General features: G+C 65.2%; 23 protein-coding genes and 1 pseudogene. 6 read left to right on the forward strand and 18 right to left on the reverse strand.

Features of this window, described 5'->3' with window-relative positions; translation table 11 throughout:
• Positions 1 to 27: 27 nt before the first annotated feature.
• From QA639_RS25800 to QA639_RS25855, 11 genes and pseudogenes are all read right to left on the reverse strand, one after another.
• On the reverse strand, positions 28 to 2,709 hold the full coding sequence (locus tag QA639_RS25800; RefSeq protein ID WP_283087628.1) for a PAS domain S-box protein: 2,682 nt from the start codon (positions 2,707 to 2,709) through the stop codon (positions 28 to 30).
• Positions 2,710 to 2,858: 149 nt separating this feature from the next.
• Positions 2,859 to 3,830, reverse strand: coding sequence for a Bug family tripartite tricarboxylate transporter substrate binding protein (locus tag QA639_RS25805; protein WP_283087629.1), 972 nt, complete (start codon positions 3,828 to 3,830; stop codon positions 2,859 to 2,861).
• 138 nt (positions 3,831 to 3,968) lie between these two features.
• Positions 3,969 to 4,877 carry a DMT family transporter gene (locus QA639_RS25810; RefSeq protein ID WP_283087630.1) on the reverse strand — a complete coding sequence of 303 codons (909 nt, stop codon included), beginning with the start codon at positions 4,875 to 4,877 and terminating at the stop codon, positions 3,969 to 3,971.
• A 249-nt stretch (positions 4,878 to 5,126) separates the two neighbouring features.
• Positions 5,127 to 5,890, reverse strand: a pseudogene (locus QA639_RS41945) (IS5 family transposase).
• Between the two features lie 241 nt (positions 5,891 to 6,131).
• A complete protein-coding gene (locus tag QA639_RS25825; RefSeq protein ID WP_028337620.1) occupies positions 6,132 to 6,929 on the reverse strand; it encodes an NUDIX hydrolase in 798 nt (265 codons plus the stop codon).
• Positions 6,930 to 6,931: 2 nt separating this feature from the next.
• Positions 6,932 to 7,888: a dihydrodipicolinate synthase family protein gene (locus QA639_RS25830; protein ID WP_028337619.1), complete on the reverse strand. Its 957-nt coding sequence runs from the start codon at positions 7,886 to 7,888 to the stop codon at positions 6,932 to 6,934.
• A gap of 103 nt (positions 7,889 to 7,991) precedes the next feature.
• Positions 7,992 to 8,870: an SDR family oxidoreductase gene (locus QA639_RS25835; RefSeq protein WP_283087631.1), complete on the reverse strand. Its 879-nt coding sequence runs from the start codon at positions 8,868 to 8,870 to the stop codon at positions 7,992 to 7,994.
• A gap of 126 nt (positions 8,871 to 8,996) precedes the next feature.
• The gene (locus QA639_RS25840; protein WP_028337617.1) at positions 8,997 to 9,857 is read right to left on the reverse strand and encodes a MaoC family dehydratase; all 861 of its coding nucleotides are present in this window, start codon (positions 9,855 to 9,857) and stop codon (positions 8,997 to 8,999) included.
• A gap of 205 nt (positions 9,858 to 10,062) precedes the next feature.
• Positions 10,063 to 10,452 (reverse strand): Zn-ribbon domain-containing OB-fold protein, encoded by a 390-nt coding sequence (locus QA639_RS25845; RefSeq protein ID WP_028337616.1) that lies wholly within the window; start codon positions 10,450 to 10,452, stop codon positions 10,063 to 10,065.
• Positions 10,452 to 11,609, reverse strand: a complete 1,158-nt coding sequence (locus QA639_RS25850; RefSeq protein WP_225646197.1) for a thiolase domain-containing protein — start codon at positions 11,607 to 11,609, stop codon at positions 10,452 to 10,454. The genes QA639_RS25845 and QA639_RS25850 overlap by 1 nt, the downstream gene beginning before the upstream one ends.
• A 249-nt stretch (positions 11,610 to 11,858) precedes the next feature.
• Entirely contained in the window at positions 11,859 to 15,350 is a 3,492-nt protein-coding gene (locus QA639_RS25855) for an indolepyruvate ferredoxin oxidoreductase family protein (protein ID WP_157348664.1), read from the reverse strand.
• A gap of 234 nt (positions 15,351 to 15,584) precedes the next feature.
• Between QA639_RS25855 and QA639_RS25860 the strand changes: the two genes are divergently transcribed.
• Positions 15,585 to 16,811 (forward strand): c-type cytochrome, encoded by a 1,227-nt coding sequence (locus QA639_RS25860; protein ID WP_157348663.1) that lies wholly within the window; start codon positions 15,585 to 15,587, stop codon positions 16,809 to 16,811.
• Between the two features lie 4 nt (positions 16,812 to 16,815).
• Here QA639_RS25860 and QA639_RS25865 read toward each other — a convergent pair whose 3' ends face one another.
• The gene (locus QA639_RS25865; RefSeq protein ID WP_028338219.1) at positions 16,816 to 17,457 is read right to left on the reverse strand and encodes a trimeric intracellular cation channel family protein; all 642 of its coding nucleotides are present in this window, start codon (positions 17,455 to 17,457) and stop codon (positions 16,816 to 16,818) included.
• A 144-nt stretch (positions 17,458 to 17,601) separates the two neighbouring features.
• Between QA639_RS25865 and QA639_RS25870 the strand changes: the two genes are divergently transcribed.
• Positions 17,602 to 18,042, forward strand: a complete 441-nt coding sequence (locus QA639_RS25870) for a hypothetical protein (protein WP_028338220.1) — start codon at positions 17,602 to 17,604, stop codon at positions 18,040 to 18,042.
• A gap of 66 nt (positions 18,043 to 18,108) precedes the next feature.
• Here the strand turns inward: QA639_RS25870 and QA639_RS25875 are convergent, their stop codons facing one another.
• The 3 genes from QA639_RS25875 to QA639_RS25885 are packed head-to-tail and all read right to left on the reverse strand — an operon-like array spanning position 18,109 to position 19,676.
• A complete protein-coding gene (locus QA639_RS25875) occupies positions 18,109 to 18,927 on the reverse strand; it encodes an isocitrate lyase/PEP mutase family protein (RefSeq protein WP_028338221.1) in 819 nt (272 codons plus the stop codon).
• Between the two features lie 56 nt (positions 18,928 to 18,983).
• Complete coding sequence (locus QA639_RS25880; RefSeq protein WP_028338223.1) at positions 18,984 to 19,334, reverse strand: antibiotic biosynthesis monooxygenase family protein; 351 nt, start codon at positions 19,332 to 19,334, stop codon at positions 18,984 to 18,986.
• A 33-nt stretch (positions 19,335 to 19,367) separates the two neighbouring features.
• Positions 19,368 to 19,676, reverse strand: a complete 309-nt coding sequence (locus QA639_RS25885) for an NIPSNAP family protein (protein WP_050384507.1) — start codon at positions 19,674 to 19,676, stop codon at positions 19,368 to 19,370.
• 117 nt (positions 19,677 to 19,793) lie between these two features.
• On the opposite strand from QA639_RS25885, the gene QA639_RS25890 reads away from it, so the two are divergent.
• Entirely contained in the window at positions 19,794 to 20,489 is a 696-nt protein-coding gene (locus QA639_RS25890) for an ArsR/SmtB family transcription factor (protein WP_028338225.1), read from the forward strand.
• Positions 20,490 to 20,792: 303 nt separating this feature from the next.
• Complete coding sequence (locus tag QA639_RS25895; protein ID WP_028338226.1) at positions 20,793 to 21,056, forward strand: GCG_CRPN prefix-to-repeats domain-containing protein; 264 nt, start codon at positions 20,793 to 20,795, stop codon at positions 21,054 to 21,056.
• A gap of 69 nt (positions 21,057 to 21,125) precedes the next feature.
• Here the strand turns inward: QA639_RS25895 and QA639_RS25900 are convergent, their stop codons facing one another.
• Both QA639_RS25900 and QA639_RS25905 read right to left on the reverse strand, forming a co-directional pair.
• Complete coding sequence (locus tag QA639_RS25900) at positions 21,126 to 21,422, reverse strand: twin-arginine translocation signal domain-containing protein (RefSeq protein WP_028338227.1); 297 nt, start codon at positions 21,420 to 21,422, stop codon at positions 21,126 to 21,128.
• 134 nt (positions 21,423 to 21,556) lie between these two features.
• Positions 21,557 to 21,874 carry a hypothetical protein gene (locus QA639_RS25905; RefSeq protein ID WP_050384506.1) on the reverse strand — a complete coding sequence of 106 codons (318 nt, stop codon included), beginning with the start codon at positions 21,872 to 21,874 and terminating at the stop codon, positions 21,557 to 21,559.
• Positions 21,875 to 21,966: 92 nt separating this feature from the next.
• On the opposite strand from QA639_RS25905, the gene QA639_RS25910 reads away from it, so the two are divergent.
• Together QA639_RS25910 and QA639_RS25915 are read left to right on the forward strand one after the other, a co-directional pair.
• Positions 21,967 to 23,214: a glycerophosphodiester phosphodiesterase family protein gene (locus QA639_RS25910; protein WP_157348661.1), complete on the forward strand. Its 1,248-nt coding sequence runs from the start codon at positions 21,967 to 21,969 to the stop codon at positions 23,212 to 23,214.
• A gap of 138 nt (positions 23,215 to 23,352) precedes the next feature.
• A complete protein-coding gene (locus tag QA639_RS25915; protein ID WP_050384504.1) occupies positions 23,353 to 23,703 on the forward strand; it encodes a cupin domain-containing protein in 351 nt (116 codons plus the stop codon).
• A gap of 554 nt (positions 23,704 to 24,257) precedes the next feature.
• On the opposite strand, the gene QA639_RS25920 is transcribed toward QA639_RS25915, so the two are convergent.
• Positions 24,258 to 24,605, reverse strand: coding sequence for a hypothetical protein (locus QA639_RS25920; RefSeq protein WP_028338231.1), 348 nt, complete (start codon positions 24,603 to 24,605; stop codon positions 24,258 to 24,260).
• Positions 24,606 to 24,634 lie beyond the last annotated feature (29 nt).

The following is a 24,634-nucleotide window of genomic DNA, read 5'->3' on the forward strand; positions in this document are numbered from 1 at the left end:
CGCGCGGCTGGCCATTTCGCTTCGTGCCTACTCCGCGGCCTGCTCCAGCGGCGCGACGCGCGGCAGGATCATCTGGATGCGTGTGCCGTTGCCCGGCGCGGAATCCAGCGAGAGCCGGCCGCCGAGCCGCGTGGTGACGATGCTGTAGACGATGTGCAGGCCGAGCCCGGTGCCGCCCTGATCGCGCCGCGTCGTGAAGAACGGATCGAAGGCGCGGCGGCGCACGTCGAGACTCATGCCGCAGCCATTGTCGGCGAAGATCACCTCGACATTGTCGCCGCCTGCGGCGTGGACCTGGATCTCGACCTCGCCGGCCTTGCCGTCCGGGAACGCATGCGCGACCGCGTTGAGGAACAGATTGGTCAGCACCTGGCCATACGGTCCCGGATAGGAATTCATGATCAGGTTCGGCTCGCAATCGACATTGAGCGTCAGATTGTGCTTCCGCAGGCCGGGCCTCAGACTCATCACCACCTGCTCGGTGAGATCGCCGAGGTCGAAGGTGCGCTGGTCCGAATAGTTGCGGTCGGCGGCGACCTGCTTGAACGACTGGATCAGCTCCGCGGCGCGGTTGAGATTGGCGACGAGTTGCGAGGAGGCATCGCGCGCCGTGTTCAGGAAATCGTTGAGGCTGGAGCGGCGCAGGTCGCCGCGCTCGACCTGGGTGGCGAAATTCGCGGTCTTGCGCTCCAGCGCGGACGCCACCGTCAGGCTGATGCCGACGGGATTGTTGACCTCATGGGCGACGCCGGCCACCAGACGGCCGAGCGCGGCGAGCTTTTCGGCCTCGATCAGCGAATTCTGGGTTTCCCGCAGATTGCGCAACGCGGCCTCCGCGGAATCCCTTGCCTTGCGCATCTCCTGCTCGGAGCGCTTGCGCTCGCCGATGTCCAGCGCGACCGTGACGATGTTCTCGATCTCGCCTTGCGCATCGAGGATCGGCAGCTTGTTGACCAGCCATTGCCGCATGTTGCCGGCGACGTCCTTGTACTCCTCTTCATAGAAGCCGAGCTCGCGGCGCGCCGACAGGACGCGCTTGTCGTTTTCATCGGTCTTCGCCGCGCCATAGCGCGACATCAGCTCGCCTGTGGTCTGGCCGATCGCGTCCTGCGGCTCGATGCCGAAGATTCCTGCCATGTAGCGGTTCATCAGCACGTAGCGCAGGTCGCGGTCCTTGACGTTGATGACGGCGGGCACGGTGTCGATGACCATCTGCAACAGCCGACGGCCTTCGGCGATCGCGTCTTCGGCGCGCTTCTGGTCGGTGATGTCGCGCACCGTGCCCTCGTAGCGGATCACTTCGCCCGCGTCGTTGCGGACGACGGTCGCCGAATCGGACAGCCACAGCACGGTGCCGTCGCTCGCGCGCACCTGGTACTCGTAGTCACGCACCGTGCCGTCGCGCTGCATCAGCTGCTGGTACTGCTCGCGCGCCGCCGGATCGAGGTAGACGGTGGTGGCGATGTCGTCGATGCCCTTGATCAGGTCCTGCGGCGTGGCATAGCCCATCATCCGTGCCAGCGCCGGATTGGCGTTGAGCAGCGCGCCGCCCGGCGTCGTGACGTAGATGCCATCCACCGACGCCTCGAACAACTTGTGGTAGCTCTCTTCGGCAAGCCGCTGCTCGGCGAGCGCGCGCAGCGCCGCTTCGCGCGCGCTGTCGGCGTCGACCAGGGTCTGGCGGAACACTTCGGCGGCGCGCGCGATGTCGCCGATCTCGTTGTCGAGGTCGGCGCCGGGAATGAACGCGCTCTTCTCGCCGCCGGCGACCTTGCGGATCGAGCCCGCGATCCTGGCAAGCGGGCGGACGGTGCGGCGAACCACCAGCACCGACGCGAACAGGCCGATCAGCACGCCCGCCGTGCCGAGCACGATGCTCTGCCATTTCGCTTCAGCCAGCGTCCGGGCAAAATCGCGCGACAGCACATGGCCGCGGCGAGAGCTGAGCTCGCGCAGCAGCTCGGTGACCTTCTGGATCAGCCGTCCTTCGGCGCCGAGCACCTCCTTGTCAATGTCGGCGATCTGGCCCTCACGCACCGAGACCGCGATGATCGCCTCGGCATAATTGTCGACGGCGCCGCGCAGCGCGGGATCGGAGATGGCCATCGCCCGCATGCTCTGCGCGGCCTGCTCGGCGGCCGACGTGTTGTGCGCCAGCAGCGCGGTGGCAATCCGGCTCTGGGATTGCGACAGCGCATTGGCCAGCGCCGCATCGTTGCTCGCGGCGACCGCCTTGTCGAAGGCGTCGCGCAGCGGCGGCAGCCCGGCGACCAGCTCGGCGCGGCGGCTGAGCAGCGCCGAGATGCGCTCGATGCCGTTGCGATAGGTCGCCAGCCGCTGGGTGACGCCGTCGATCATGTCCTGCTGCTCGGGCGCCAGCTTGATGCGGGTCTTTTTCAGAATCTCGCTCAGCGACTGGGCCGCCTCCGCAACCTGGACCGACTGGCTGCCCGGCTCGGTGACGAAGTCGCGCGCCGCCAGCCGCAGCTCGTTCATGCGGCGGTCGATATCCTCGGCGATGTCGCCGACGCTCTGCAGCCGCTGCAGCTCGGCGAAGGTCGTATCGATGTGGCGGATCGCGATCACGCTGGCGGTGGATGTGATGATGATCACAGCCAGGACCAGCAGGAAGCTGCCGAACGTGAGCTGGCCAATGGAGAGGGAGAACGCACGCGGCGCTTGCGAATTCGGCGGCAATTCAGCGGTCATGTCATCAAGGCCGGGGTCCAATGCGCCCTAATATACGGGAAATTACGGGCTTTGGGGAAACATGCTGCACGGCCCAACCCGCCGGCGGGGTGACCGGCGTCACCCCGGGGCGGGTGCCGGTGGTCGATTCCGGCACAGGCAGCGTCGGCCTAGTCCGGCGGGATGCCAGCCTCCTTGACCACCCGTGCCCAGAGGGCGACGTCCGCCGCGATGACGTCGGCAAAGCGCTTCAGTGGTGCGCTCCGGGCGTCGCAACCGGCAACATCGAGCTTCTTCCGCACCTCGGCGGAGGCCAGCGCGGTTTCCAGCGCCGCGCTGATGCGTTCGACCACCGGCTGCGGCGTGCCCGCCGGCACCACGAAGCCGAACCACGGCGTCACCTGGGCCTCGGCAAACCCCTGTTCGGCCATGGTCGGCACGTCGGGAAAGTATTTCGAGCGGCCGTCGCTGATCGCGCCGATGATCCGGATGCTGCCGGACTGCACCTGGGCCAGCGCCTGGTTGGCCGACAGGAAGCTCGAGGTGATCAGGCCGCTCGCGATATCGGGCACCATCTGCGGATAGCCGCGATAGCCGATCGCGGTGACGTCGATGCCGGCGAGCCGCTTGAACAGCTCGAAGCCGAGATGGCCGGTCGAGCCCTTGCCGGGATGGCTGTAGTTCAGCGTCCCCGGCTTGGCCTTGGCCAGCGCGACATAGTCAGCGACGGTTTTCACCGGCAACGAGGTCGGCACGATGAAGAAGTTCGGGGCGAGACAGATCTGCCCGACCGGCACGAAATCCCTGACCGGATCCCAGCGCAGCTGCGTGTTCAGCGCCGGGCTTGCGGTGAAGAAGGTCGTCACCAATAGCCATGTGTATCCGTCGGGAGTGGCGCGTGCGACCTCCTCGGCCGCGATCGAGCCATTGGCGCCGGATTTAGCCTCGACGACGATCGTCCCCTTCCACTGCTCCTGCATGTCCTGCGCCATGATGCGCGCGAACACGTCGGCGACGCTGCCCGGTGCGTAGGGAATGACGATGCGGATCGGCCGGTTCGGGAAGTCCTGCGCGCGCACCGTGCCCGCCATCGCCAGCAACGCCAGGCACGCACCGGCAATGAGGCTGACCCGCTGCAACATCGTCTCGTTTCCCGCCCAGTGATCTCGTTGCGGGCAGCATGCAGGCATTGGCCGGCGGCAGCAAGGCGCCGGTTTCAGCGGGCGAAACTTCAGGCGGTGGCGGCCCTTCGCGCCGGAATCGTCATCGCGGCGATGACCTCAGGCCGTGGCGACTCTTCGTGCGGGAATCGTCATCGCGGCGACACCGATCACGACGCAGGCGAGCCCGATCCATGCCGTCGGGCTCAGCCGTTCGCCCAGCAACATGACGCTGAGCGCAACCCCGATCGGCACCCGCAAGTAAGCTTGCGCGGTGGTGCCGACCGAGCCGAGGGTCTGGATCAGGCGGAAGTAGATCACGAACGCGATCGCGGTCGAGAACACTGCAAGCGCGAGCAATGCGGCGAGCGACGTCGTCGACGGCGACAGCGTCCAGGGCCGCTCGACGGCAACGCTGAGCGGAACGAGGATCGCAGCACCCGCGATCAGCGAACCCGCCGCCGGCGCCATCGGATCGAGCCCCTTGAAGCCGCGGCTGAAGATCGCGGCACAGGCATAGCAGATGGTGGCGGCGACGATCGTGACCTCGGCTACGATCCCCTGCCCGAGATCGCGGAACGCATCGACGCCGACGATCAGGCAGATGCCGGCCATGCCTGATATCACCCCGAACAGCTTGCGCGGGCTCGCGGCCTCGTGGCGGGTGATCGCGGTGGTGAACAGGAAGGTGAGGATCGGCGAGGCCGAATTGAGGATGGTGGCGAGCCCCGCATCGACGAAGCGCTCGCCCCAGGCGATCAGCGTCCACGGGATCACGCTGTTGAGGCAGGCCTGGAAGATGAAGCGGCGCCAGGTCGCGCGATCGGTCGGCATCGTCACGCCGCGCATCCGCATGATGACGAGCAGCAGCAGCCCCGCGATCGCGGTGCGCGCCGCGATCAGCGTGATCGGCGGGATGGTCGCGACACCGAGCTTGATAAAGGTATAGGAGCCGCCCCACAGTGTGGCGAGCGCGAGCAGCAAGGCGAGCTCGAAGGCCATGCTCGGCTGTCGTGGAGTGGTGGTCATTGGCGGGATTCCGTCTCGATGGTTGAGACGGAAGCTACATCGATGTGAGTGTGTGATCCTTCGCTACAGACCGAAGTGTGGTTAGAAAGCGCCTCGCTTTCCCATCGTCGTCCCGGCGAAAGCCAGGACCCATTACCACAGGGTTGTGCTGTAAGAAAAAGGTGCGGCCCCAGCGTCGCTCAACAATGAACGTCGGTGGTTATGGGTCCCGGCTCCCGTGCGCAATTGCGCACTAGGTGGTGTTGACACTTATCGCATCCATAGGACGATTGCAGCGAGCGTGACGATGGCTCGGTAATCTCGGGCGGTCTTTTCGAAGCGGGTTGCGACGCGACGGAACTGCTTGAGCTTGCTGAAGCAGCATTCCACGAGGTGGCGCTGGGCATAGAGATGCTTGTCGAGCGGATGTTTGAGGGCTCGCGAGGGGTTGTTGGGGATGACGGCGATCGCGCCTTTGGCTGCGATGGCCTGGCGCAAATGATCGGCGTCATAGGCTGCATCGGCCATGACGACCTCGGCGGGCAATCCCTCGATCAACGTGGCGGCTTGCGGGGCATCGCCCTTCTGGCCTGCGGTGAGGGTGAACCGCACGGGACATCCCAAACCTCGAACGGCCATATGTATCTTGGTGCTCAAGCCGCCGCGCGAGCGCCCGATCGCTTGATCTTCAGACCCCCTTTTTTTGCCCCGGCGGCGTGCTGATGCGCCCGGACGATGGTGGAATCGACGATCAAATATTCGAAGTCCGGATCATCGGACATCGCCTCGAAGATCCGCAACCAGACACCCTTGGTGCTCCATCGACTGAAGCGCCGGAACACGCTGTTCCAATCCCCAAACGCCTCCGGAAGATCACGCCAGGGAGAGCCCGTGCGAACGATCCAGAGCACCCCTTCCACGAACATCCGGTTGTCGCGTCCGGTCGAACCTTTCTGGTCGGGCCGGCCAATGATGAGCGGCGCCATGCGCTCCCAAGCCGCGTCGCTCAACACCAAACGATCCATCACACCCAAGGCCGCCTCCCAAAAGAAGCCTTGAATCTGATTTGGCCTCAAAAGGGAATCCCTAGAGTCCACACCGCCTAAAGCATGATCCGGAAAAGTGCGAAGCGGTTTTCCGAAAAGATCATGCTCAAACAAGGAGCTAAGGCGCGATGACGATTCAACCTAATCTCATCGCGCTTTAGGCCGGGACGACATTGAATGTGTTGCGCCGCCCGTGAGTCACGACACGCCATCTCTCAGGACGACGGACCTACCCCAGCGCTCCGACGTCGAACACCTCGCCGTCGTACCCCGCTTCCTTGGGAATGCGGAGCTGGCGACCGGTGGCGGTTTTGGTCATCACGGGCATCACGGCGACAATCGACTTGCCCTCGCTGTCGGCGAGCGCGGCGCCGACGTTCGGCTGCTTGCCGAGCCGGATCAGGTTGCGCGTGGTCGGGAACGGCAGCTTGAAGCGGCCGCTCTCGCCGCCCTCCAGCGCCTCGCGCGTCGACACCCAGATCGAGTCGGTCGATTCCTTGCCGTCATGGGCGCCGAGCTGCTCGGGCGGCGCGGCGGCGAGGAAGAACCAGGTGTCGAAGCGCTTCGGCATGCCCTCCGGCGTGATCCAGTGCGCGTACGGCACGAGCTCGTCGAGCGCGAGCACCATGCCGTTGTCGGTCAGCACCTTGAGGAAGCTGATCTTGCCTTCGTTCAGCGCCGCGCGATGCGCGGTCGCGATCTCGTTCGCACGCTTGGCATCGACCAGATCCTTCGAGCCTACCGGCCGCGCCAGCAGGATGCCGCTCTCCTCGAAGGTCTCGCGGATCGCCGCGATGCGGAAGCCGAGCGCGTCGCCGTCGAGCCCTTCCCCGCCGGAAAAGAGCGCAGGATCGGCAGCGATCTCCTTGTCATTCTTGTCGACGCTGCCGCCCGGAAACACCAGCGCACCCGAGTTGAACTCGATCTGGTGATGGCGAACCATCATGAAGACTTCGATTTCAGACGACGCTCCATCCCGCAGCAGCAGCACGGTCGAGGCAAGGCGCGGGGCAACGATCTCGGTCATGATTAGCCTGCTGCACTGGATTGCGGTTGCAGATTGGCGCGGCGATCGACGCGCGCCACACGGGACAAGAGATAGTCGACCTCCGCCCTCGCCTGTGGCGTGATGACCGCACCCGGCTTGCGCTGGGCGCTGGAGGAGATGATGCCGCGCTTCTGCAGCACGTATTTGCGCACGGTCAGGCCGACGCCGGGCTGCTGCTCGTAGCGGATCAACGGCAGATGCGCATCGAACAGATCATGCGCGGCATCGCGCTTGCCGGCCTTGGACAGGTTGACGACGTCGATCAGCAGCTCAGGAAAGGCATAGCCGGTCATCGCACCATCGGCGCCGCGCTCCATCTCGAAATCGAGGAACAGGCCGCCATTGCCGACCAGGATCGACAGCGGCCGCAGCGAGCCGTCCTTCTGGAAGTTGCGCAAGGTCGAGATCTTCTCCAGGCCCGGCCAGTCCTCGTGCTTGAGCATCACGCAGGACGGCGAATCCATCACGATCTTGCGGATCACGGCCGGCGTGAACACGACGGTCAGCGTCAGCGGATAGTCCTGCAGCACCCAGGGAATGTCGTCGCCGATCGCTTCCTGCGCCTGCTTGAAATAGCTGATGATCTGGTCGTCGGTACGCAGATGCGGCGGCGGCGCGATCATGACGCCGGCGGCGCCCGCATCCATCGACTTCTTCGCCAGCGAGCGCATCGTGGCAAAGCCGGGCGCCGAGACGCCGACGATGACCTGCAGCTTCTTGGCGCGCTTGACGAAGCGCAGCGCGACCTGCTCGGCCTCGGCGGCGTCGAGCTTCGGCGCCTCGCCCAGGATGCCGAGCACGGTGACGCCGTCGCAGCCGACATCGGTATAGAAATCGGTCAGCCGGTCGATCGATGCCTCGTCGATGCGGCCGTCATCGTGGAACGGCGTCGGCGCGATCGCAAAGGTTCCTGCGGCCTGGGCGGTGAGTTTGGTCATGGCTATCCTCTTATCCGTCATTCCGGGGCGATGCGTCAGCATCGAACCCGGAATCTCGAGGTTCCGGGTTCGTCCTTCGGACGCCCCGGAACGACAGGTAGCATCAGAACCGCCGCGCGCCCATCTTGATCTGCTCCTCGGAGAAGAAGATGTCCTTGGCGTGGGTGACGATGTCTTCGGCCCTCCAGCCGGTAAATGGCGGCTTCCAGCCCTCCATTTCCATCATCCGCATCTCGCGGACCCCGCGCGGGCCCGAGACGCCGAGGACCTTGCCGGTCTGGTCGCCCGACAGGTCGCTGACCATGTAGAGCACGGCCGGCGCGATGCCGTCCGGGCCGAGTGCCGCGCCCGGGTTCTCCTTGTAGCGCGGCAGGTCCGCGGTCATGCGGGTCAGCGCGCCCGGCGCCAGGGTCCAGATCCGGATGTTGTACTTGCGCCCCTCGATCGCCAGCACGTTGGACAGGCCCCAGATGCCGCCCTTGGCGGCGCCGTAATTGCTCTGGCCGAAATTGCCGATCAGGCCCGAGGTCGAGGACGTGTTGACGATGACGCCGCCGCCATTGTCGCGCATCCATTTGAACACCGGCTGGGTGCAGCAGAAGGTGCCCTTCAGATGCACCTTCATCACCTTGTCCCAGTTCGCTTCCTTGGCCTTGTGGAAGGTCTCGTCGAGCAAGATGCCGGCATTGTTGACCAGGATGTCGGCGCGGCCGAAATGCTTGATGGCATCGTCGAACACCGACTGGCCGCCGGCCAAGGTCGAGATGTCGGCGCCGTTGGCGACCGCACGGCCGCCCTCGACCTTGATCGCGTCGACCACCTTGTCGGCCATCGACTTGTCGGAGCCCGAGCCGTCACGCGGGCCGCCGAGATCGTTGACCACCACGGCCGCGCCCTCGCGCGCAAACAGCTTCGCATAGGCTTCACCAAGCCCGCCGCCGGCGCCCGTGATCAGCGCCACCTTGCCGTCGAGTAATCCCATGGTTGTTTTCTCCCTTGTCGTTGTCCTGTCATTCCGGGGCAGCCCGCAGGGCTGAACCCGGAATCCGGAGATTGTGGCGCGAGATTCCGGGTTCGATGCTTCGCATCGCCCCGGAATGACGGAAAGCTACGCCAGCACCGTCTTGCCGCTCTTGATCACGGTGACGCCGCGCGACTTCACCTTGGCCTCGAACGACACCACATTGCCGTCCTTCCACAGCTCCATGGTCACGGTCTCACCGGGGAACACCGGCGAGGAGAACCGCGCCACGTGCTGCTTGAAGGCGGACGGATCGTAGTCGGCGTAGGTCTGCAGCACGCCGCGGCAGGTGATGCCGTAGGTGCACATGCCGTGCAGGATCGGCCGCGGGAAGCCGGCCTTCTTGGCAAACTCCGGATCGGAATGCAGCGGGTTGCGGTCGCCGCACAGCCGATAGACCAGCGCCTGGTCCGGCCGCGTCGTGATGTCGACGACCTTGTCCGGCGCGCGCTCCGGCACCTTGTGCGGCTCGGGCTGGCCGTCGGACGGGCCGCCGAACCCACCATCGCCGCGGGCGAAGCGCGAAGCGACCAGCGTGGCGAGCTTCTCGCCCTTCTCGTCCTTCAGCACGGTCTGGTGGCGGATCACCGCGCCCTTGTCCTTGCCCTTGTCGAACACGTCGAGCACCGTTGAGTCGGCCGTGATGTGGGCCGCGGTAGCGAACGGCTTGTGGAAGGTGATGTCGCGCTCGCCGTCGACCACCATCACGCGGTTGAGGTTCATCTCGCCGGGACCGGCGCCCCAGGCCGCGACCGAGGCAAACGTCGGCACCACCTTGAGCGGGCGCGGCGTCAGCACACCCTCATTGACGAAGGCGAGTTCCTTCTCGTCCATCGGATCGGCACCCAAGCCGATGCCATAGGCATAGAGCATCACGTCGCGGTCGCTGTAGCTGTATTTCTGGCCGAGATTCTTCAGGGCCATCAGCTGTTCGTACACGATCGGCATTGTTGTTTTCTCCCCGAATGTATTCTTAACGGCACGGTGCCCATTACTGCGCCCTCTCCCCTTGTGGGAGAGGGCTACGCGGGCGTCAGCCGCAAACTCGCTTGGGTGAGGGGTTGCTTCCGCAGATGCATCTCTATCGCGGATAGAACCCCTCATCCGGCGGCCTCCGGCCGCCACCTTCTCCCACAAGGGGAGAAGGTACTTTCTAGGCCGGTGTGAAGAACGGCAGCGGGGCGCCGTCGGTCGGCTTCCACACCACCTTCACCTTCTGGCCGATCTTCACCTGCTCCAAATCGCAATCGACGATGTTGGTCTGCAGCGACGGACCTTCCTTCAGCGTCACGTAGGCGATCGCATAGGGACCGGTCGGCGACTTCCGCATCAGGCTGTAGGTGTAGACCGTGGCCTCGCCGCTCGACTCTTCCCACACCGTCTTGTCGGAGAAGCAGAACGGGCAGATCGCGCGCGGGAAGTAATGCGCTTCGCCGCAGGTGTTGCAGCGCTTGATCATGAACTTGCCCGCCTTCGCCGCTTCCCAGAACGGCGCGGTCTCCGGATTGGTCACCGGGGCATTGTACTTCTTCGCTTCAGACATCACGCACGCTCCAGAATGCAGGTTGAGGCGGCGTGGCGAACGCCGAGCAGACCGCCGGTGCCGTGGGCGATCGCGAGGTCGCAGTTCTTCACCTGCACCTTCGGATGCGCCTCGCCGCGCAACTGGCGCACAGCCTCGAGGATTTTGGTCATGCCGCCGCGATTGACGGGATGGTTGCTGCACAGGCCGCCGCCGTCGGTGTTGAACGGCAGCTTGCCGACGCCCGAGATCAGATTGCCGTCGGCGACGAACTTGCCGCCCTCGCCCTTCTTGCAGAAGCCGAGGTCCTCGAGCTGCATCAGCACCGTGATGGTGAAGCTGTCATAGATCGAGGCGTATTTGATGTCCTTCGGCGTCACGCCCGCCTCCTCGAAGGCGCGCGGACCGGACCACACGCCGGCGGAGTAGGTCAGATCGAGATCCTTGCCGCCGCGCGGGCCCTTCATCGCCTCGCCATGGCCAATCAGGCGCACCAGCGGCTTCTTCAGGCTCTTGGCGATCTCCGGCGTCGTGACGATCATCGCGCCGCCGCCGTCAGTGACGACGCAGCAATCCATCCGGTGCAGCGGATCGGAGATCATCGGCGAGTTCAATACGTCCTCGACGGTGACGACCTCCTTCAGCATCGCATGCGGATTGTATTGCGCGTGATGCGAGGCCGCGACCTTGATCCAGGCGAGCTGTTCGGAGGTGGTGCCGTAGTCGTGCATATGGCGCATGGCACACATGCCATAGGCATTGTGCGTGGTAGCCCCGTAAGCGGATTCGAAATCGGCCTCGGCGCCGGAGGCGCGCGGCGGCATCGGGCCGGTGCGCGGTTTGCCCGCCAGCGTGACCAGCGCGACCGAGCATTTGCCCGCGGCGATCGCCTCGGCGGCGTGGCCGAGATGGATCAGATAGGAACAGCCACCGGTCTCGGTGGAGTCGACGTGACGCAGCTTCTTGGTGTTGAGGCCGAGATAATCGACCATCGGCCACAGCCCGCCCGGCGCGTCGCCGGCGCAGAAATAGCCGTCGATATCGTCCTTGGTGAGCCCGGCATCCTCGATCGCGCCCTTGGCGACCTCGGCATGAAGCTGTGCTGTTGATTTATCGGGTGCGTGCCGGGTGGGATGTTCGTAGATCCCGGCAATGTAGGCCTTGCCCTTGATGGTCAAATCGCTCTCCGCTGGCGTTTCTTCGCTCGAGCGTTTTTCTGAACCGACGACGCGACCTTGGCAAGCGCGGAAATATTCCGTCAGGCGAGACTGCATCCGCAACTCAATCGTCGTCCCTGCGAAAGCCGGGACCCATAACCACAGGGTTGTGTGGTGAGAGTGAGCTGTGACCCCAGCGTCGCGCTACAACAAAGTACGGTGGTTATGGGTCCCGGCTTTCGCCGGGACGACACCGCGTGTGTGGCGACACTACTCCGCCGCCATCTGCCGCGGCGCGGGCGGCGGGTTGGCGAGGTCGGCGGCGAGTTGCGCGTAGCGAACCTTCGCTTCCTTGATCGCCTTGTCCTTCACCGGACCGTAGCCGCGGATACGGTCAGGCAACGCCAGCAGTTCGACTGCGACGTCGTGATTGAGCGGCGACAGCAGGTTCAGCACCGTCGCGACATCCTTCTCGTAGCCCGCGATCAGATCGCGCTCCAGCTTGCGGTCGGCGTTGTAGCCGAAGATGTCGAGCGGCGTGCCGCGCAGGAAGCGGAATCTCGCCAGCACCCTGAAGGCCGACATCATCCACGAACCGAAGGCGCGCTTCTTCGGCCGGCCCTGCGCGTCGAGACCGCCGCCGAGGATCGGCGGCGCCAGATTGAAGTTGAACTTGAACTCGCCCTCGAACTGATCGCGCAGCTGCTTCTCGAAGCGGCCATCGGTGAACAGCCGCGCCACCTCATACTCGTCCTTGTAGGCGAGCAGCTTTGCGTAGTTGATCGCGACCGCGCGCGGCAGCGCCTCGCCATAGCCGCCCTTGGTCGCGGCGTCGCGCACCTGGTCGACCAGCTTGCGGTAGCGTCTTGCCAGACGCGCATTCTGGTAGTCGGTCAGGAACGCCATGCGATGGGTGATGATCTCGTCCAGCGACATCGCATCCAGCGATTTCGGTGGCACGATCTCGTCGTCGCCCTTCATCATCCCGCTCAGCCGCGCCGGATCGGCGGCGGCCAGGCGCCCGAGCTGGAACGCCTGGGTGTTCATCTTGATCGAGACGCCGTTGACCTCGATCGCCTGCAGGATCGCCTCCGCCGATAGCGGCAGCAGCCCGCGCTGATAGGCAAAGCCCAGCATCATGATGTTGGTGGCGATGGAGTCGCCGAGCAGCGCCTCGGCCGGCTTGGTGAAGTCGAAGAAGGCGGAGTCCTTGCGCAGTTCGGTCTCCAGCACGCTGTTGACCTTGCGGCTCTGGAAGTTGAAGTCGCGGTTCAGGATGAAGTCCGCGGTCGGGATCACGTGGCTGTTGATGATGCCGACGGTGCGGCTCGCATCGCACAGCGTGATGGTGTCCTTCGACGCCGCCACGACCTCGTCGGCCGCGAGCACCAGATCGGCCGTTCCGGTCACGATGCGCGAACAGGTCACGTCGGCGGTGTGCTCGGAGAGCCGGACGTGGCTCAGCACCGCGCCGCCCTTCTGCGCGAGGCCCGACATGTCGAGGATCATCGAAGCCTTGCCCTCGATATGCGCGGCCATGCCGAGCAGCGCGCCGATCGTCAGCACGCCGGTGCCGCCGACACCGCCGACCGCGATGTTGTAGGGCCGGTCGAGCGCGGGCTTGGAGGCCGGCTCCGGCAGATTATCGATGCTGCCGAGCTCGGGCGGCGCGCGCCGCCTGAGCTTGCCGCCGTCGACCGTGACGAAGGACGGGCAAAAACCCTTCACGCAGGAATAGTCCTTGTTGCAGGTCGACTGGTTGATGGTGCGCTTGCGTCCGAGCTCCGTCTCCAGCGGCTCGACCGAGATGCAGTTCGACTGCACCGAGCAGTCGCCGCAGCCTTCGCAGACCGCTGGATTGATCAGCACGCGGCGCTGCGGATCCTCCATCAAGCCGCGCTTGCGGCGGCGGCGCTTTTCGGCGGCGCAGGTCTGCACGAACACGATCGCCGAGGTGCCCTTGTACTCGCGGCACATCTTCATGACGTTCTCGAGCTCGTCGCGGTGGTACAGCTTGACGCCGGGCGCGATGGTGTCGGCCGGATAGGAATCCGGGTTCTCCGAGACCAAATAGATCTCGCGGATGCCTTCGGCGTGGAGCTGGAAGGTGATCTGCTGCGGCGAGAGATCGCCGTCATGGCGCTGGCCGCCGGTCATCGCGACCGCGTCGTTGTAGAGGATCTTGTAGGTGATGTTGGCCTTGGAGGCGACCGCCTGGCGGATCGCGAGAATGCCGGAGTGGAAATAGGTGCCGTCGCCGAGATTGGCGAAGATGTGGTTCTCATTGGTGAACGGCGCGATGCCGACCCACGGCACGCCCTCGCCGCCCATATGGGTGAAGGTCTCGGTTGACCGGTTCATCCACAGTGCCATGAAGTGGCAGCCGATGCCGGCCAGCGCGCGGCTGCCTTCGGGCACCTTGGTCGAGGTGTTGTGCGGGCAGCCCGAGCAGAAATACGGCGTGCGGCTGACGGGCGCGGTCGCCTGCATCTGCGTCGACTGACGGCCGTTGAACCAGTCGGCCTTGGCGCGCAGCATCTCGGCGATTTCAGGATTGAGATTAAGTCGAAGCAGCCGTTCGGTGAGCGAGCTGGCAAGCGAGGCAACGCTGAGCTCGGCGGCGAAGGTCAGGAAGCGCTTGTCGTGATCGTCCATCTTGCCGACGATGCGCGGGCGCACGTCGTCGCGCCAGTTGAACAGCTCCTGCTTGACCTGGTTCTCGACGATCTCGCGGCGTTCCTCGACGATGAAGATCTCCTCGAGGCCGACGGCGAAGTTGCGCACGCCCTCCGGCTCCAGCGGCCAGGGCATGCCGATCTTGTAGAGGCGGATGCCGATCTTGCCGGCGATCTCGGGCGTGATGCCGAGCTCGCGCAGCGCCTGGCGGATGTCCTCGTAGCTCTTGCCCGAGGCCATGATGCCGTAGCGCGCGTTCGGCGAATCCATGGTGACGCGATTGACCTTGTTGGCGCGGGCGAAGGCGATCGCGGCAAAGCCCTTGTAGTCCTGCAGCCGGCGGTCCTGCTCGAAGCGGTCGTCGGGCCAGCGGATGTTGAGGCCGCCGGGCGGCAGCTCGAAATCGGTCGGAATGATGAACGGCGTCATCTCGTCGGTGAGGTCGATCTCGGCGGTGGTCTCGACCGTCTCGGTGATCACCTTCATGCCGACCCAGCAGCCGGAGTAGCGCGACATCGCGATACCCAGGAGGCCCATCTCGATCATTTCGTGGATGCTGGAGGGGTAGAGGTAGGGCATCAGCGCGGAGATGAAGGCGTGGTCGGACTGATGCGGGACGGTGGAGGATTTCGCGCCATGGTCGTCGCCGGCAAGGCAGAGCACGCCGCCATGCTTGGCGGAGCCGGCCGCATTGCCGTGGCGGAACACGTCGCCGCAGCGGTCGACGCCGGGGCCCTTGCCGTACCAGATGCCGACCGCGCCATCATATTTGGCGCCCGGCGACAGGGCGAGCTGCTGCGAGCCCCAGATCGCGGTGGCCGCGAGGTCCTCGTTCACGCCAGGCTGGAATTTGATGTTGTACTGCTCAAGATGCTTGCGGGCGGCGAACAGCTGCTGGTCGTAGCCGCCGAGGGGGGAACCGCGATAGCCGGAAATGAAGCCTGCCGTGTTGAGACCCGCGGCGCGGTCGCGCCTGATCTGCGCCATGGGCAGACGGACCAGCGCCTGGATGCCGGTCATGAAGACGTGGCCGGTGCCCTGGGTGTATTTCTGGTCGAGGCTGATAGGCCCTTGGTTGATTCCCATTTAGCCCTCTTTTCGCTGGTCGCGACGACTGCTTTTTAGCTAGTCATCCGAGCTTGTTAGAACCAGTCTATGTCGGATTTTCCGGCCCGCGCAGCACAATTCTGGGCGACCCGGCCCGTCGCTCAAAAATCGCAATTTCGTGCCGGGAATATTGCGGGGCCGTTTCGGTTTCTGTCGCAGGACAGGCCCGCGGCGAAATGGCGTAACGCGTCTTGTGGACCGGAAGGTGATCGGATGCGGCGACGATTTCGAACGACGGGTGCGATTCTGGTCGCCGCGCTGTTGTGCGGTGCGCTCGCGACCCGAGAATGTGCCGCCGCGCCGACCGACGACGTCATCGCCCGCGGCAAGGCGCTCACGATCGCCGGCGACTGTGCCAGCTGCCACACGGCCGATCCGGCAAAGCCCTTCGCCGGGGGCAAGCGGATCGACACGCCGTTCGGTGCGGTGTTCTCGCCGAACCTCACCCCCGACCGCGATACCGGAATCGGCGGCTGGAGCGACGACGATTTCCTGCGCGCGCTGCGGACCGGCGTCGCGCCGAGCGGCGCGCATTATTATCCCGCCTTCCCCTACCCCAATTTCACGAAGCTGATCCGCGACGACATCCTGGCGATCCGTGCCTATCTCGCGACGCTGGCGCCGGTCAGCAACAAGGCGCCGCCGCCGGAGCTGCCTTGGCCGTTGAACTACCGCGTGCTGATGCGGGCGTGGAACGCGCTGTTCTTCACGCCGGGCATCATCCAGCCGGATCAGGGCAAGGGTGCGGAATGGAATCGCGGACGCTATCTCGTCGAGGCCCTCGCCCATTGCGGCGCCTGCCACACGCCCAAGAACGCCTTCGGAGCCGACAGGCGCGACCAGGCGCTCAGTGGCAGCATGGTGCAAGGCATGTTCGCGCCAAGGCTCGATGGCGCCGCGCGCAGCGGGCTGAAGTCATGGAGCGCGGCTGATATCGCCGAATATCTGCAAAGCGGCCGCAACGGGCACAGCCATGCCGGCCCCCTGATGTCCGAGGTGGTGCTCAATTCGACCTCGAAGATGCGCGACGCCGACGTGCGCGCGATCGCGGTCTATCTGAAGAGCCTGCCTGCCGGTGCGCCGGAGCCGGAGGTCACCCCGCCCTCGCCGGCGCAGATGAGCGATGGCGAACGGATCTACCGCGGGGCCTGCATCGCCTGCCATGAACTCGACGGCTCCGGCGCGCCGCGGATCTATCCGCCGCTGCCCGGCAACGCCAATCTGCAATCGGCCAATCCGACAAGCACGCTGCGCATCATCCTCGACGGCGCACAGACCGTGACCACGCCGCGCGCCCCGAACGGCGGCTCGATGCCGGCCTATCCCAAGCTCACCGACCAGGAGGTCGCGGACGTTGCGACCTACATCCGCAACGCCTGGGGCAACGCGGCGCCGGCCGTCACCGCGGACGAGGTCGCTAAGGCGCGGACGGCGAAATAATCGTTCAGCGTTCCTCGTCGCTGAACACGAATTTCGGCATCTCCCATCGGTAGCGGATCGCAAGCATGCGGAACGTCAGCCCGAGTGCGAAGGTCAGCGCGGTCCAGAGCTGGGCGTTCACCTGCAGCCCGGAGCCGGTCACATAGAACAGTCCGGTCACCACGGAGACGCTGGCGTAGAGCTCGCTGCGAAACAACAGCGGCACCTCGTTGCAGAGGATGTCGCGCAGCACGCCGCCGGCGCAGCCGGTGATCATGCCGGCGACGATCACGATCGGCAGCGGGACGTCGACTTGCGAGGCCACATCGCAGCCGGCCATGGTGAACACCACAAGTCCGATCGCATCGAGCACCAGGAATGCGAGGTTGAGCCGGTGCACCAGCCGCGCCAGCAGAATGGTGGCGAAGGCGCCGGCCGCCGCGACCGCAAGATAGATCGGATGCGCGACCCAGAGCAGCGGATAATGCCCCAGCAGCACGTCGCGGATGGTGCCGCCGCCGAGCGCGGTGATCGCGCCGAGCATGCAGACGCCGGCCCAATCCATGCTGCGCCTGCCGGCCGCCAGCGCCGCCGTCATCGACTGCGCCGCAACCGCAATGAAGGAGAGCACGTGCAGCACCGAATCGGTGGGCGGCATGGTCCACATTGAAAAGGCCTCATGAAACAGGTTGGAACCCGAGGAATCGGCGGTTCCTGCATGAACAGGTTGCAACATTGGCGCGGAACATCCTCGCGCGCCAGCCATTGTCCCCTGCGTTTAGCTTTGAGGTGCTAACGGAGGAACTTTGCAATGGCCCATCAACCTGACGATCCGTATCGCGCCAACCTGACCGAGGACGAAATGCGCCGCCAGGCGCGCTTCAACAGCCTGGACAACGAGCTGCAGCCGGATCCGGAACTCCAGGAGGGACCGGCCAGCACCACCAAGATCGCGATGTTTGCAGTCGCGGTGGCCGTGGTGCTCGGTGCGTTGTTCTACGGCTTGAACAATACGTCGGTGCATGAGGCGGGCACCACGCCGTCAGCGCAGACCGCGCAGCAGCAGCCGGCCAATCCGGCCGCGCCGCCTCCGGGCATGCGCGACGTGACGCCGAAGCCGAACAGCCAGCCCGGCACGACCACGGGCGCGGCGCCGGCACAGCCGGCCTCGCCGTCGGCCAACAAGCCGACCGGACAGGAAATCGACCGCTCGGCGGCGCCGTCCGACTCGACCGGCGACAAGAGCAAGTAATCCGCTCGCTATCGTGAGCGACGAAGCAGCGGGCCCCAGCGGCCCGCTGCTTTTTTGCGTGTGAGTCTACTTGAACATCTTGTTGAGCTCGCCGCCGGGATAGCCGTTGGCGAATTCGGTGAAGGTGCCCTTCTCGGCCATCTCCTTGGCCGCCTTCATCACGCCGGTCCAGGCCATCCGCGCCAGCGCTCCGCCGACGCTGATCCGTCGCACGCCGAGATCGGCGACCGCTTGCAGCGTCAGCTCCGACGCACCGCCGATCAACAGATTGACCGGCTTTGGCGCCACCGCCTTCACGACCGCGGAAATCTCCTCCTTGGTCGCGATGCCCGGCGAATAAAGGACGTCCGCTCCTGCTTCCGAATAGGCCTGCAGCCGTTCGATCACCAGATTGAGGTCCTTCTTGCCCCACAAGAATGCCTCACAGCGGCCGGTGAGCAACACACCGCTGTTGTCGGCATCGATGGCCTTGCGCGCCGCCTTGATGCGCTCGACCGCAAGCTTGTGCTCGAACAGCGGGTTGGCGGCGTCTCCGGTGGAATCCTCGATCGAAAGCCCGGCGACGCCGGTCTTGACGCCGCGCGCGACATTGGCGGCGACCTTGTCGGGCTCAACCGCGAAGCCGCCCTCGAAATCCGCATTGACAGGAATATCGACCGCCGCACACAGCGCAGTCAGGTGGTCGCAGACGTCGTCGACGGTGACGCGATTGTCGGCCTTGGCGATGGTCCAGGCAAAGCCCGCGCTGGTCGACGCCAGCGCCTTGAAGCCGAGATGCTGCAAGGCTCGGGCGCTGCCGACATCGAACGGATTCGGAATGATGAAGCAGCCGCTCTCATGCAGCTTCTCGAAGGCGGCGCGTTTGTCAGCAGTTGGCAGTGGCATTGGTCGCTCCCTGGAGTCATTGGCCGCGCACAGATAGGCACCCACGCATCCGCCCGCTAGTGCGGCTCATGCGCCGCGCGGCTGTCCTTCGGGGCCTGATCGCGTTCGTTCAGGCCGTAATCACGGATCACGCTCGCCACCCGCAAGCGATAGTTCTCGAAAATCCGCGCGCGGCCCTTGGCCTGGGTACGGCGATGTTCGATCGTGTTGCGCCAGGCTTCCACCGCAGCCTCGTCGCGAAAGAATGACAGCGACACGAACTTGCCCTTCTCGGTAATGCTCTCGAACCGCTCGACCGAGATGAAGCCGTCGATCTCCTGCAGGATCGGCTTCAGCTCGGCGGCGAGGTCGAAATAGAGATCCCGTTGCTCAGGCTTCGGCCAGACTTCGAAGATCACTGCGATCATGGGCGCCTCCCGCACATTGCCGTTGTGGCCCTACTATACCTCGACCTTGCGGAGAAATGTCCGTTCCTCGGCGAGGATGAAGCGGTTTTCTTCCGCGAAGTTGAAGTTCGCCACGCCCTCCTTGTCCTGGCGAAGCCGCGCGCGATAGGCCTCATAGGCGGCAAGGCTGTCGAACGAGATCAGCGCAAAGGCGATGTTGTTGGTTCCCTCATGCGGCATCCAGTAGCCGATGAGGTCGCCGCCGCAGCGCGGGATGATCGAGAGCCAGTTTCTCGAATACTCCTCGAACATCGCGCGCTTGAACGGATCGAGCTGGTAGCGGATGAAGACGGTGACGGTCATTGATGGCCTCCGGTCATGTTTCCGTTATTGCGAGCGTCAGCGAAGCAATCCTCGCAACGACGGCACGGTGAATAATAGCGGCTTGTCCGACCTCGATGCTTCGGCTATCATCGAACTATGAAAGCAGGACCCGACATCTCCCGGATCGCCGCTCTGGTCGGCGATCCCGCGCGCTGCAACATGCTGACCGCGCTGATGACCGGCCGCGCGCTGACCGCGAGTGAGCTGGCGCAAGAGGCCGGCATCACGCCGCAGACGGCGAGCTCGCATCTTTCCAAGCTCGAGGCCGGCGGGCTGATCGAGCCCGAGAAGCAGGGCCGCCACCGCTACTACCGCCTCTCCGACCCCGACGTCGCCGACGTGCTCGAAGGCCTGCAGGGCATTGCCGCCCGCGCCGGCCATATGCGGGTGCGCACCGGGCCGAAGGATCCGGCGCTGCGCCGGGCCCGCATCTGCTACGACCATCTCGCCGGCGATCTCGGCGTGCAGATGCTCGACAGCATGAAGCGGCAGAAGCTGGTCCGCCAGAGCAAGCAGGCGATCGAGCTCACCGGCGAAGGCAGGCGCTTCATGGCCGAGGAGCTGCAGATCGACGCCGATGCGCTGACGCATCCGCGCCGGCCGGTGTGCAAGGCTTGCCTCGACTGGAGCGAGCGGCGGCATCATCTCGCTGGCACGCTGGGCGCTGCCATGATGGACCGCTTCACGGAACTGAAATGGGCCGCTCGCGACGCGACGCCGGGCAGCCGCGTGGTCAATTTTTCGCGCAACGGCGAGAAGCGATTCGCCGCGCTGTTCGGCACGGACCAATAGCGGCGCGCCTTCGGGCAAGCGTCGGTGAACCGCCGGTCTCGCTTGCCTCGCCTTCCGATGTATTTTCGTACGCTCGCCATCAGCGCGCGGCTGCCCGCGTCCACGAAATATTTCGAAGTGATGCTGAGCCGGCTTGCGGCGCGCTGACGCAGCTGTGAGCTGCAACATTCATGTCGCATTCAGGCCGCAACATTATGGTCGGCGACATCGGGCACGCCTTCTGCAATGATCCGGCCGGGCGAATCGGTAGACGAAAGTTTGTTGCGGTGCCGCAGCGCGGCCCAAATAAAAAAAGGAGAAGACATGAAGTATCTTTTTGCTGCAGCAGTTCTGGTGACGACCGCATTCGCCGGCATCAGCGCCGCTGATGCAGCCGGTGGCTGCGGCCCCGGCTGGCACCGTGGCCCCTATGGCGGCTGCGTCAGGAATCGCGGCGTCGTCGTCGCACCGGGCGCCGTTGTCGTGCGCCCGCCGGTCGTGGTCGAGCGCCCCGTCGTGGTGGCGCCGCGTGTCCGCGCCTGCCCCTACGGCTTTGTCTGGCGCTACGGCCGTTGCCGCCCGATCTGATCGCGGCAGATTGCGAACTAACAAAACCCCGCCTGGCGCGGGGTTTTTCTTTTCATCATGGAGTCGATATCACCAGCGGCGCCAGTGATGACGGCGCCAATGGTGGCGGCGCCAGCCCCAATGCCTGCGGTGCCAGTGCCGGTGACGCCAACCCCAGTGGCGATGATGCCAGCGTACTTGCTCGGGCTTCATGCGGCCGACCTCCTCGCCCGTGGTGACGGCGGGATGCGCATCGCCAGCCGCTGGTGCGCGTGCATCCTGGTTGAGGGGAAGCGGCGCGAGCGGCGCCGCCTGCGCCGCCGCTGCGAAGGTGACGGCTCCGGCGGCGACACCGAAGGCCATCTTCAGAAAATCCCGGCGTTCCATGAGCGTTTCCCTTTGTTGCTGGGTTGGACCAACTGCAGCGGCGAGTTTTTGCCTCGCGAGCTGAACGCTCGCTGAACTGCGCGTTCACGTTCATGGAACTCGAGGGTTCTCGAGGTCGTGACGTCACGCAGCCATCATGCCGCCGTCGCCTCCTCCGCCAGCACCAGGAGATCGCGCGTGCGCGTCACCTCCGGCCAGTCACGGTTGAAGTCGGCGACCAGCCGCTTCATGTCCGCGCTGTTCACCGCGCGCTCGAGCGCCTTCTCGTCGGCGAACTGATAGGTCGCCTGGTGCAGCGAGGGATCGCTCAGGCTCCAGCATCGCCAGGCGCGCTCGGCGCCGAACGATTTCATCGCGTCCGGCAGATGCTCGCGCGAATACCAGGCGTCGAAGGCGGGACGCCTGGCGGCATCCGTGACGGTGGCGCGGACGACGAAATAGGCTGCGGGCATTGGTTCCTCCATGGTTTCATTTCGCACAGGCGGCCGGCATATGCTCCGTGATATGTCGGCTTGCTGACAATGCCTGATCAGGGGGATCACCTATGCTTGCCCGTCTCCGCACCGCCCTGCTCTCGTTCCTGCTCGCCCTCGGCGCCGCGCTGCCGGCTGCCGCCGGGGAGATCGCGCTGCTGCGCGAGGCGCAGCTCGGGCCGCGCCCGTTCTATCTGGTCGACAAGATGAAGGACGGGCCCCTGAAGCAGCAACTCAGCCAATGCACCGGGCCGTTCCACAAGACGGATTTTTCGATCGGCCATCGCGGCGCAGCGCTGCAATTTCCCGAGCATAGCCGCGAATCCTATCTCGCCGCCGCGCGGATGGGCGCCGGCGTGATCGAATGCGACGTCACCTTCACGCGGGATCGCCAGCTGGTGTGCCGGCACTCGCAATGCGACCTGCACACCACGACCAACATCCTGACGGTGCCGGACCTCGCGGCAAAATGCACGCAACCCTTCAGCCCGGCCGATCCGGCCGCCGGCAGGAGGGCCTCGGCGAAGTGCTGCACCAGCGACATCACGCTCGCCGAATTCAAGCGGCTCACCGCGAAAATGGACGGCTTCAATCCGGATGCGAGGACGCCGGAGGAGTACCAGAATGGCACGCCGCGCTGGCGCACCGAGCTCTACGCCAGTTCCGGCACGCTGATGAGCCATGACGAGAGCATCGCCCTGATCAGGAGTCTCGGCGCAAAATTCACGCCCGAGCTGAAGGCACCGGAAGTGGCGATGCCGTTCGACGGCGACTACACCCGGGAGACATATGCGACCCAGATGCTCGCCGCCTACAAGGCTGCCGGCATTCCGCCAAGCGACGTGTTCCCGCAGAGCTTCAGCCTCAAGGACATCCTCTATTGGGTGAAGACCGAACCCGACTTTGCCCGCCAGGCGCTCTATCTCGAGGACCGCTACGAGAAAGCAGGACTCGATCCGAACCGGCCGGAGACCTGGAAGCCGTCGATGCAGGAATTGAAGGCCTCCGGCGTCGCGATCCTGGGGCCGCCGATCTTCGCGATGCTGGCGCTGAACGACAAGGGCGAGATCGTCCCGTCGGCTTACGCCAGGGCGGCGAAGGCCGCCGGCCTCGATCTGATCGGCTGGTCGCTGGAGCGCGACGGGCCGCTCAACCGAGGCGGTGCGTTCTACCACAAGTCGGTGAAGGCTGCGATCGACCGGGACGGCGACACGCTGACCGTGCTCGACGTGCTGGCAAGGCAGGTCGGCGTCCGCGCGATGTTCTCCGACTGGCCGGCGACAACAACGTTCTATGCGAACTGCATGGGAATGAAGTGAGCACACCGTAGCGCGGGTTGGGCGCGACCGTATCCCGCGCTTCGCGCCCGCCGCGCGCACCCGTCATGCCCATTCCGACCGTTTCATGGATCGTCGAACAGGACTAGCATCGCTGAACAACATCCCAGGGAGGCCGCCATGAAGCCAGGACAACCGGTCAAGGACGCCAGCCATCTCTACGAAGTCGAGCGCCGCGCCGAGCACGCCGCCCGCCCCGGCTTCCGCATCATGGAGCTGCAACTCTCGCCGACCCAGAAGGTGCCGTGGCACACCCACAGCAACATCTCCGACACCTTCTACGTGCTGGAGGGCCAGATGCGGCTGTTCCTGCAGGAGCCGAAGGAGGAAGTGAACCTGAAGGTCGGCGAAGTCTACGCCGTCCGCCCGACCCGCCCTCACCTCGTCACCAACGCCGGCACGACGTCGCTGACGTTCCTGATCCTGCAAGGCGTCGGGGAGTACGACTACGTGCCGCTAGCGTCGAAGTAGGAGCGTGCAGTGCTCTCTCCGCTCGTCGTCCCTGCGAAAGCAGGGACCCATAACCACAGTTTTGCATTGTTGCGGCAAGCTGTAGCCCCAGCACGGTACAATCACGACCAACTGTGGTTATGGGTCCGGGTCGCGCTCCGCTTGCCCGGGACGACGTCGGTGAGATTCCGATTCACAACTCAAACAGCCTGTACGGTGTCATCACCCGCGTATGCGCATGCGGGTGATTCAGTATTCCAGAGACGCCGGTGCTTGAGCCGAGAAACCGCGGCGTACTGGATCGCCCGGTCCCGTCTTCGCCAAGGCTTCGACGAGGCCATGCATCCCTTTCACGCCGAAGCTTGAGCGGAGGCGGCGAACCTGGCGATGACGGTGCGGGTTCCTCACACACGATCGGTCGTCTGGCGAAAGCCAGGACCCATAACCACCGCATTTGATGATGAACGGGATCGCAGCCCCAGCGTCGCGCAACAATTCAGATTTGGGGCAATGGGTCCTGGCTTTCGCCGAGACGACACTGAGTTTGCGGCGCCGCTTTGCGCGCCCGCCGCGCCTCACATCAGCTTCAGCGGCGCGTCGTGAACCAGGCGCAGGTCGATGTTGCCGATCAGGCGCGCGCGGCGCGCCTCGGCGGTGCTGATCGCGGCCTCGGTCTGCCGCAACGTGCTGACATTCGAGCCGAGCGACACGATACCGCCGAGCACCAGCGCGATCGACCCGAGTGCCGCAGTCTGACCGGCGCCCAGCAGCCCGAGCAGCGCGACGGCCAGCAACGCGAACCCGCCTGCGATCGCGACCTTCGACCCGAGAATGATCCGCCGGGAGCGCTCGGCGCTCTCGGCAAGCTCCTCGATCTGCGCCTCGATCTCGGAGATCTCGTCGGTCGGCTCGTCTTCGGTCATCAAGTTCGAACCTGTAGGGCGGGTCAGGC

The organism is Bradyrhizobium pachyrhizi (genome assembly GCF_029714545.1).
In the GTDB taxonomy this organism is placed as follows: domain Bacteria; phylum Pseudomonadota; class Alphaproteobacteria; order Rhizobiales; family Xanthobacteraceae; genus Bradyrhizobium; species Bradyrhizobium pachyrhizi.

Coding starts and splice junctions, on each gene's coding strand:
- QA639_RS25800 (WP_283087628.1), bottom strand. CDS start 2,709: ATGACCGCTGAATTGCCGCCGAATTCGCAAGCGCCGCGTGCGTTCTCC.
- QA639_RS25805 (WP_283087629.1), bottom strand. CDS start 3,830: ATGTTGCAGCGGGTCAGCCTCATTGCCGGTGCGTGCCTGGCGTTGCTG.
- QA639_RS25810 (WP_283087630.1), bottom strand. CDS start 4,877: ATGACCACCACTCCACGACAGCCGAGCATGGCCTTCGAGCTCGCCTTG.
- QA639_RS25825 (WP_028337620.1), bottom strand. CDS start 6,929: ATGACCGAGATCGTTGCCCCGCGCCTTGCCTCGACCGTGCTGCTGCTG.
- QA639_RS25830 (WP_028337619.1), bottom strand. CDS start 7,888: ATGACCAAACTCACCGCCCAGGCCGCAGGAACCTTTGCGATCGCGCCG.
- QA639_RS25835 (WP_283087631.1), bottom strand. CDS start 8,870: ATGGGATTACTCGACGGCAAGGTGGCGCTGATCACGGGCGCCGGCGGC.
- QA639_RS25840 (WP_028337617.1), bottom strand. CDS start 9,857: ATGCCGATCGTGTACGAACAGCTGATGGCCCTGAAGAATCTCGGCCAG.
- QA639_RS25845 (WP_028337616.1), bottom strand. CDS start 10,452: ATGTCTGAAGCGAAGAAGTACAATGCCCCGGTGACCAATCCGGAGACC.
- QA639_RS25855 (WP_157348664.1), bottom strand. CDS start 15,350: ATGGGAATCAACCAAGGGCCTATCAGCCTCGACCAGAAATACACCCAG.
- QA639_RS25860 (WP_157348663.1), top strand. CDS start 15,585: ATGCGGCGACGATTTCGAACGACGGGTGCGATTCTGGTCGCCGCGCTG.
- QA639_RS25865 (WP_028338219.1), bottom strand. CDS start 17,457: ATGTGGACCATGCCGCCCACCGATTCGGTGCTGCACGTGCTCTCCTTC.
- QA639_RS25870 (WP_028338220.1), top strand. CDS start 17,602: ATGGCCCATCAACCTGACGATCCGTATCGCGCCAACCTGACCGAGGAC.
- QA639_RS25875 (WP_028338221.1), bottom strand. CDS start 18,927: ATGCCACTGCCAACTGCTGACAAACGCGCCGCCTTCGAGAAGCTGCAT.
- QA639_RS25880 (WP_028338223.1), bottom strand. CDS start 19,334: ATGATCGCAGTGATCTTCGAAGTCTGGCCGAAGCCTGAGCAACGGGAT.
- QA639_RS25885 (WP_050384507.1), bottom strand. CDS start 19,676: ATGACCGTCACCGTCTTCATCCGCTACCAGCTCGATCCGTTCAAGCGC.
- QA639_RS25890 (WP_028338225.1), top strand. CDS start 19,794: ATGAAAGCAGGACCCGACATCTCCCGGATCGCCGCTCTGGTCGGCGAT.
- QA639_RS25895 (WP_028338226.1), top strand. CDS start 20,793: ATGAAGTATCTTTTTGCTGCAGCAGTTCTGGTGACGACCGCATTCGCC.
- QA639_RS25900 (WP_028338227.1), bottom strand. CDS start 21,422: ATGGAACGCCGGGATTTTCTGAAGATGGCCTTCGGTGTCGCCGCCGGA.
- QA639_RS25905 (WP_050384506.1), bottom strand. CDS start 21,874: ATGCCCGCAGCCTATTTCGTCGTCCGCGCCACCGTCACGGATGCCGCC.
- QA639_RS25910 (WP_157348661.1), top strand. CDS start 21,967: ATGCTTGCCCGTCTCCGCACCGCCCTGCTCTCGTTCCTGCTCGCCCTC.
- QA639_RS25915 (WP_050384504.1), top strand. CDS start 23,353: ATGAAGCCAGGACAACCGGTCAAGGACGCCAGCCATCTCTACGAAGTC.
- QA639_RS25920 (WP_028338231.1), bottom strand. CDS start 24,605: ATGACCGAAGACGAGCCGACCGACGAGATCTCCGAGATCGAGGCGCAG.